Here is a 5,116-nt window from a genome sequence, read left to right as displayed (position 1 = left end):
CGCCTGATGGCGCCTGCCGAATGGTCCGTAACGCAGAACTTGCGAACCACATCCTGTAGATCTCAATCGCTTACGCGATTTCTAAATTCAGAAGCAGCAACAAGCGTGACGCAATAGGTGCGAGGATGATGCGGGCGATAAGCAATAAATGCCATTGGCTTTCGCATATAACCGATGCTCGTGATTCCGAGGTGCGATGCCGATTCGCCTACTCGTCCTAACGTCCTTGGGCCTGGAATCCGCATCGGAGCACCGCTCCCTCACGCAGGAGCGTTTCCAGCGATACTATGTTGGTCGAACAAGCGCTTCACCGATGACAGACGAGATCTCACCCCCGCTGATACCAACCTGGGAAAAGGCTGATCCATCGGCGGGAGCCTACAGGACTGTGTCCAGCACGGTTGGAATGGGTCAGCCTCATCCCGGGCTGGTATGACACGCCGGACAAGCGGGGCCCGCTTCACCTGCTGGGCCGGGGCTGTCCGTGAGCAAGCCAGGGCTTCCACCGCCGAGCGCTCTGCGGCAGGCAGGACGTGTAGCCAAATAGGCTGGTCACAATGGGTACATCTCTCGGTCCAGAGAGATCACCATTACATCATGTCGACTAACAAACGAAGCGCGGGTGGGGTATCCCCCGTCACCGTGCAATGCGACAGCAGCCGCATCTTCAGACGTATGCGAGGCCGGGTACAGGTTCCGCCTTTTCTCTTCCTCGCCGCCGCCATGCAGCGCAACATCCAGATTGTCCTGACAGGCTACCACGGACACTCAGTTCAGCCGCCAAGCAGTCCCCGCACCCTAGCGACACCAAGTAACCACTACACCCCCTCTGTATTGCCGCAGTCAAGCCTGTCCTCGCGCGCCTCCCTTAGCCAACGATACACCGCCGTTTTTCCTACAGCATAGTGTTGGGCCACTTTTATTGGGTTCTCACCCGCCTCGACTGCCGCTAATACCCTGTCCCTCACATCAATCGAGTATCCTCTTACCTTTACGACCTCTATTCTTGGAGTAGGATCGATTGTCCCGACTTTTTCGCTGCTTGCATTAGTGCCGCGACAATATCGGCCCGCCGGAAGGCGTATCGGGCAAGTCCGGCACTCCCAGGCACCATGCAGGCGGGAGAGGCGCCACTCATGAGCAGCGCGTCCACAACTTCAGCCACCGAGTATTCGGAAATGATGGCAAAGAGGCTTGGAGTGAATTCGCCGGGCCGTGCCAAGCGGAAAGTTGTCGCCGTCCCGGTAAGACCGTCCACGCGCGTGAGGAGCCTCTCGACGGCCTGCCGAGTGATAAACTGACGGAAACCGACGCTTACGCGCTCGCCCAATAGGCCTAAGGTGGCCATGTCCTCGACAGCACGCGGTCCGACCGACAGAAGACGTTCGACCTCCTTACGAGGCAGTGCGTCACGATTTTGTTTCACCGTGGTGAAGTCGACGTCCAGACCCAGCGACTCAACAGCCGCGGCGAACTCGTCAGGGCGCACCAGCAGGCGTATCCACTTGCCCATACGGCGCTTCTCGACGCGTAGTGCACCCCGAAAGACGAGGCGCTGCGCAGTCTGGTAGCTGAGTCCCATCGCGAGCCTAGCCTTGCGCAGCGGCACCAGCACGTCGCCGGACGGTGCGTCCAGCTTCTGCGCAGGGAAACCCGACGCGGCGTGCGCCCGGAGTTCTGCAGCAACAAAGGATAGAGGGCCGTAGGCCGTGTGCATGATGCGGCGGTAGGCTGGGCCGAACCGAGCGTCTAGGTTAACGTCGCTTGTCGCATGCCCGCCCCCGGCCATCTCCAGCGCTGCGTGAAATGTGCCAGGCCATCCGGCTAAGATGAGTGCTGCCTCTTCGACAATGCGCTCGGCTTCGGAGCCGATGGCCTTTTTCGCCCTATCGCGACCCATGAACGGCGTGGTTAGCCTGCCAAGTAGCCTAATGAGCAGGCACAAGCTCCGCAGCGGTAGATCCGCGGTTAGGCGAACTAAGTTGTCAGGAGGCGGCGGTGAGGGAATACCGACACGCGATGCCAACAGGCGCAGCAATGCGATTGCCTCTGGTAAGGCGGGCTCCACCGGCATCTCAGCGAACGGTGTATCCCCACAACACCTGTCGAGATGACGGCGATGCCAGGACAGGGGCTGCTCGCATCGCGCACAAGTCCATAGCATCCGGGTGCCGTGTATTGGGCACGCGGTCCAGCACGCCATGTCCCAGGCAAATGGCAGGATCTGCCGGGCCGCAAGGCAGCCAGGACATACCTTCGGGTGGCGGCGATCAATGTCAGCCATGGTTAACGCTTGGTCGCCCTGCTCATTAGGCTGCGTGGCAGGGTGTAACGTGGTCCAGCCGCGCTTTACAGGAAGCGACGCGCCACGTGGCCTAGTAGGAACGGTCCTTGGAAGCCAGAACGGCGACGCGAAGCCGTTCGCCGAGGACAGTCGCAATGAGAACCCAAGCCTGGACTCGTCGGGCTCTGCTTGACCACGCACCAGGAGACGAGTGTTGTCCATCATGCTCCCTCGCAGTCAGAGCGGCGCCAGACCGCCGAGAGCCCCCGCGCCGGATCCCGCGGCAGAACCGGTGCAATGCCCGCCGCGGAAAGGCGCCGTGTGACCTCCCGCGTGCTCGTGCGCCAAACGGTGGCAAGCCCTGCCGCCGTTGTGAACAGCCCAGGGAACGCCACGACCGACGCGGCCGTCACGGCACGACGGCCAAGCCGACCTCCGATCCCCCGTGCCGCAGGGGCCTGAAGGCAGCCCGCTTTGACAAGTCGGGGTACCATGCGGACGCTGACACCCAGCGATGAAGCGGCTGCCCGCACGGGGACGCAGGGATCTGCGACACCCATGCCAGTCGGGGCAGCAAGGCATGCGGATGGAGCCAAGTAGCGCCGCAACCCTGGCGCCCCGGGCCCAACATCGCAACGCGCCACCGACAGCGTACCCACCAAAATGCAGTGGAGCGTTGGCACAAGCGCTGCACGGCCCCTTTCGGACAAATCTGCAAGGGTGCAATCGGCGGCGCCACTCTGTCTCGGACGGCCGCAGGCCGCGTCCAGACGGGCCTCGAGCTCATTTAGGGCGCCAGGCTCAACGTAAACCCCTCGAGGACGACCCGGAGGACTCCGAAGCACCCGGATAAGCCCTGCCCGCGCGAGGCGTTCGACCTGTCCCGCGGTCACGCCGAGCCGACCGGCAGCCGCTTCCAACGTCAGCGCGGCTGCACTCCGCGCGAGCAGTGCGGTGACCGCGGGTTCAGGAACGAGGTGGAACACGCGGCTGCCCGCCCGGCTGGTCCGAGCATCGAGAAGTTTGGCAGCTACGAGGCGCGGCACGCGCGACGGCGTGACTCCGAGCCGCTCGGCCGCCTCCACCCCGGTAAGAAGCTTTCCGGGGCGTGGGGGAGCGTACAGCGGCGACCATGGCTTTACGTGGCCGCCCCGCCAGTCGTCTGCGAGCCAGCGCCGAACTTCGGCGTGCAGGAAAGCAAACTCGGGACCGCGCAGGCTAGCCATCAGCCGGTGGAGCACGGGACCGAAGGTCGCCCTCACGCCGACACCGTTGGCAACCAATTCGGCCCTGGAGCGAAGCCAAGCTTGAAGTCCGTCCGGCCAGTCGAGTAGCACGGGTGCCGCGGCGGACACGGCCGAGACTATCTCGGCTGAGCCTGGCTTCGCCATGTGAAAGCTCCGCCACCCAGTATGGCGCTCCGCAATGTCCGAGGCCACAAACCAGACGAGCTGTGCCGCAGCGGTAGCATCAGGAACCGGCGCGAGTCTCGAATCGTTGGGGCACCGCCCGGCGCATAGCCCCGCAATGACGGCAGCCAGATCGACGAGGACGGGCAGGGCTGCAACCTGAGTAGCCGTCAGGAGGTCATGGCGGCAGGTGCACTGCCCGAGGCCACGTCTCCGCCAGGTCAGGCGGGTGCCGCATCGCGGGCAGGCGTCGAGGAGCATGGAGCAGTGCTCCGGGCAGGCCAGCACGACGCGGATGCTCCACAACCGCCGGAGCCATGGGCTCGCCCGCAGGCAGGCGATGCACAGCTTGGGGTGGACAGCATTCACTATGTCGTCTGGTAGCGGGCGGGGGGGCACCGCGGCCGCCGCGAGCGCTGAGGGTTCCGCACCAGTCAGCCGCGCCAGCGCTTCGAGACCTGAGGGCCCGGCGCATGCCGCCTTACGGCCCTCACCGAGCAGCCACGTTGGGTCTGAGTAGCCATTCGCCGTTGCCACACGCAGCAGGTACTCAGGGAGGCCCTCGTCGTCAGCGCCCACAGGCTGCGTGCGGACCAAGAGGTGGCTCACCAGCCCAGCCATGTCAGCGGACCGTCATCGCGGTGCGTAGTGCCCGCGACTTCTCGCGCTTCGTCGGCCGACGCCGACGCTTCTTCGCGTGCAGGAGCAGGCTGTCGTCCCTGAGGGGGGGTGGAAGGTGTGGCTTTCCGTCCGGCAGGAAGGGCTTCCACTCTTTGGAGAAGGGGTTTTCCATGCCCTTCTGCTTGAACCTGAACTCAGCCGCGAAGGCGGCTTCCAGCAGTGCCAAGTCGATTATGGAGTGCGCGGCAGGGTTCCGGATAGCGATGCGGAGCGCCGCCTTGATAAGCTTCGCCTCGTACCCGGGCACGCCCCGCGATGCATAGTAGAAGCGGAGTGCCGCCTTATCGATGTCGGTGTCGTCCAACTGATCCAGACGCAGGTCAGCAGCGAACGGAATGGGCGAGGCATTTTGAAGAGCCAAGACGAAGCCGATATAGTCTGCTTGGTCCTCCAGGTTGGCTTCACCCTTGGGGCCAACCCACCAGTAGGGCTCAATACGTATCTCATTGCTCCAGCGCCGCTCAATCTGATCGTCCCGTTCAATAAGGTATCGGAGGCGGCCAAGGCCAAGAAGCACAATGCAGCACCCGGTATTCGCGTGACGCTCTTTGAACCAGTCGGCCAGATCGTCGCTGCGGACCTCGCCATTCCGGTCAACCATGCGCTGCGCCTCGTCGCCGAGCAGCGCGTGCGTACCGGAGTACCGAATGGCCGAGTCGACGCGGTCGGTCAGATTGTCGCGGTCCCCGCTCCGCCATTTCGGGTCGCCAAACTGCTTTAGGATTCGGCGCGCAGTGCTGAT

Annotated in this window: 4 protein-coding genes; all 4 read right to left on the bottom strand. The window is 63.8% G+C overall.

Features of this window, described 5'->3' with window-relative positions; genetic code table 11:
- Nucleotides 1-818 precede the first annotated feature (818 nt).
- Nucleotides 819-968, bottom strand: a complete 150-nt coding sequence (locus Q7A36_RS41940) for an IS630 transposase-related protein (RefSeq protein ID WP_370655793.1) — start codon at nucleotides 966-968, stop codon at nucleotides 819-821.
- 32 nt (nucleotides 969-1,000) lie between these two features.
- Entirely contained in the window at nucleotides 1,001-1,900 is a 900-nt protein-coding gene (locus Q7A36_RS38190) for a hypothetical protein (RefSeq protein ID WP_305109028.1), read from the bottom strand.
- A gap of 605 nt (nucleotides 1,901-2,505) precedes the next feature.
- Nucleotides 2,506-4,314: a TniQ family protein gene (locus tag Q7A36_RS41935; protein WP_370655792.1), complete on the bottom strand. Its 1,809-nt coding sequence runs from the start codon at nucleotides 4,312-4,314 to the stop codon at nucleotides 2,506-2,508.
- A 1-nt stretch (nucleotide 4,315) separates the two neighbouring features.
- On the bottom strand, nucleotides 4,316-5,116 hold an 801-nt coding region (locus Q7A36_RS38185; RefSeq protein WP_305109027.1), incomplete at its 5' end, for a TniB family NTP-binding protein.

Source organism: Paracraurococcus lichenis (assembly GCF_030657435.1).
Lineage (GTDB): Bacteria > Pseudomonadota > Alphaproteobacteria > Acetobacterales > Acetobacteraceae > Paracraurococcus > Paracraurococcus lichenis.
This window is presented reverse-complemented; position numbering and strand designations above follow the sequence as displayed.

Excerpts from the sequence above, each read along its gene's own strand:
- Q7A36_RS38190 (WP_305109028.1), bottom strand. The coding sequence starts at position 1,900 with ATGGGTCGCGATAGGGCGAAAAAGGCCATCGGCTCCGAAGCCGAGCGC.
- Q7A36_RS41935 (WP_370655792.1), bottom strand. The coding sequence starts at position 4,314 with ATGGCTGGGCTGGTGAGCCACCTCTTGGTCCGCACGCAGCCTGTGGGC.